Source organism: Kocuria subflava (assembly GCF_012163155.1).
In the GTDB taxonomy this organism is placed as follows: Bacteria; Actinomycetota; Actinomycetes; order Actinomycetales; family Micrococcaceae; genus Kocuria; species Kocuria subflava.
In genome coordinates, this window is sequence record NZ_JAAVUN010000062.1 from 1 (window position 1) to 2,369 (window position 2,369).

A 2,369-nucleotide genomic window follows, 5' to 3' on the forward strand; every position below is an offset into this window, starting at 1 on the left:
CCTAGCTGTTGCGGGTCATGAGGTTGATGACGCGGACGGTCATCTGATCTCGTTGTCCGGATGTTGCGCGTCGTAAGCCTGGCGCGCATGGGCGATGTCGTCTCGGTGCTCAAGTGACCAGTCCGCTAGCGCCTTGACAAGATGGGTCAGACTCGCGCCGGTTTCGGTAAGTCGGTAATCGACTTGGGCAGGCACGGTCGGATACACGGTCCGGAGTACCAGCCCATCGCGCTCCAGCCGGCGCACCGTGAGCGTCAGCATCCGCTGGGAGATTCCATCGATGGCGCGCTGAAGCTGCCGGAAGCGGCGTGCTCCATTGGCAAGCTCGACGATCACGAGGACCGACCACTTGTCGCCCACGCGATCGAGGACATCGCGGATCCCGCAGTCGGGGTGGTCGGGTTGGCCGCACGGGTCGAGCTCTGCGGGTCCAGCGGTTACCTCGGTGTGCGTCACTGACATCAAACTGCCTCCTTGTGTGCGGTCCTTGATCGGTCGAGACTCATCGTAGTTACTGATGAGAACCACCTAGGAGAACGACCGCAATGATTATGGTTACCGGCGCGAACGGACAGCTCGCATCCCTCACGCTTCAGGAGTTGGCCGACCGAAGCGTGCCCGCCTTGGGCGGCAGCAGGACTCCGGCCGATGGGCAGCGTCACCTGGACTTCGACGACCCCGCCAGCCTGGACCTCACTGGTGTCTCGACGCTGGTCCTGGTCTCAGCCGGGTACGCCGAGGATGACCAGGTCATCGCCCGGCATCGGGCCGTTCTTGATGCCGCTGTCCGTGACGGCGTGCTGCATGTGATCTACACCAGCTTGACGGGAACCGGGGATCACCTCGGGTTCGCCCTTGCCCACCGCGTCACTGAGGACCTGGTCAAGGACAGTGGCCTTGCCTGGACGATCCTGCGTAATGGTCTCTACGCCGAGCTCTTCGGGGCGCTGTTGACGTGGACGCCCAACGGTCTGGAGTCGGCGTTCGGCGATGGTGTTCTCTCAGCTGTTGCTCGTGTCGACCTGGCTGCCGCAGCAGCCACCGTCGCCAGTCAACCGACCGATCACGCTGGCAAAACCTACGAGCTGGTCGGCGAACCGATTTCCACTGGGGGCGTCGCCGAGCATCTCGGGATCGCCCACCGATCGATCGGCCTTGGCGAGTACCGCGCCCGTCTCCTTGCCGACGACGCCCTGCTGCCGTTCCAGCCGCCGATGCTCGCCTCGATCGCCACCAGCGTCCGACATGGGCAGCTCAGCAACTCCAGCCCTGACCTTGCACAGCTACTCGACCGGCCGCTGACCGATGCGCTGGCTGTAGCGGCGGACACTGCGGCTGCGATGCGTCCGGGCGCTCGCTGACACGGATGGTTCATCGCAATGCGCCGCTGTCCCTCGAAGGTCGTCGACGGCTCGTAGAACGCTGCCGCACCCGTCCGATCGCGCACGTGGCAGCTGAGATGGGCATCTCTCGGGCGTGTGCATCGAAGTGGGTCAACCGCTACCGCCAGGATGGGGAGCTTGGCCTCCTGGATCGCTCCTCGACCCCTCGCCGCCAGCCGACAGCGACTTCTGCGGACACCGTGGCACGGATCGAGGACCTACGTCGCACACAGAAGTGGTCCGCCTCCCGGATCGCCTTCGAACTCCAAGACCAGGACATCAAGATCAGCCGTCGTACGGTCTCTCGTCACCTTCATGCCCTCGGGCTGAACCGCCGGAAGTTCATCGACCCGAACGGAGATACAAACCGCGAACCACGCAAGATCATCGCCCGCCGGCCCGGCCACATGGTCCACATCGACGTGAAGAAGGTCGGCCGAATCCCTAACGGCGGCGGCTGGCGAGTCCACGGCCGAGGAACCGACCAGGCCAAGGCAGCCGAGCGCTCGAAGAGGAAGACCAAGCGGGGCGGCTACGTCTACCTACACTCCGCGATCGACGGCTATTCACGGCTCGCTTACACCGAAGCCCTGACAGATGAAAAGGCTGTCACCGCGATCGCGTTCATGCACCGCGCCCGAGCGTGGTTCGCCGCCCACGGCATCACCCACGTCGAACGGATTGTCACCGACAACGGAGCTTGCTACCGCGCCGACGCGTTCGCTCGAGCGCTACTCGGCGCGCGCCACCAGCGGATCACGCCGTACACGCCTCGACACAACGGAAAGGTAGAGCGCTACAACCGGATCCTGTCTGAAGAATTTCTCTACGCCCGTACATGGACGTCAGAGGATCAACGCCGTGAAGCGCTCGGCGTGTGGAACGTCCACTACAACTACCACCGGCCGCACAGCACCGCCGACGGTGAACCTCCAGCATCGCGGCTACGCCAAGGCGTCACCAACGTCTTGACCTCCTACACCTAGC

The 2,369-nt window shown here is 64.2% G+C and carries 3 protein-coding genes; 2 read left to right on the forward strand and 1 reads right to left on the reverse strand.

The features are described from left to right. Positions 1 to 39: 39 nt before the first annotated feature. Complete coding sequence (locus GTW58_RS12895) at positions 40 to 462, reverse strand: winged helix-turn-helix transcriptional regulator (RefSeq protein ID WP_119933826.1); 423 nt, start codon at positions 460 to 462, stop codon at positions 40 to 42. 83 nt (positions 463 to 545) lie between these two features. Between GTW58_RS12895 and GTW58_RS12900 the strand changes: the two genes are divergently transcribed. Together GTW58_RS12900 and GTW58_RS12905 are read left to right on the forward strand one after the other, a co-directional pair. Then, on the forward strand, positions 546 to 1,361 hold the full coding sequence (locus tag GTW58_RS12900; RefSeq protein ID WP_119933827.1) for an NAD(P)H-binding protein: 816 nt from the start codon (positions 546 to 548) through the stop codon (positions 1,359 to 1,361). Positions 1,362 to 1,366: 5 nt separating this feature from the next. Then, the gene (locus tag GTW58_RS12905) at positions 1,367 to 2,368 is read left to right on the forward strand and encodes an IS481 family transposase (protein WP_119933828.1); all 1,002 of its coding nucleotides are present in this window, start codon (positions 1,367 to 1,369) and stop codon (positions 2,366 to 2,368) included. Position 2,369: the final 1 nt, after the last annotated feature.

Bases quoted from the DNA above. Each gene is read 5' to 3' on its own strand.
- GTW58_RS12895 (WP_119933826.1), bottom strand. From the start codon at position 462: ATGTCAGTGACGCACACCGAGGTAACCGCTGGACCCGCAGAGCTCGAC.
- GTW58_RS12900 (WP_119933827.1), top strand. From the start codon at position 546: ATGATTATGGTTACCGGCGCGAACGGACAGCTCGCATCCCTCACGCTT.
- GTW58_RS12905 (WP_119933828.1), top strand. From the start codon at position 1,367: ATGGTTCATCGCAATGCGCCGCTGTCCCTCGAAGGTCGTCGACGGCTC.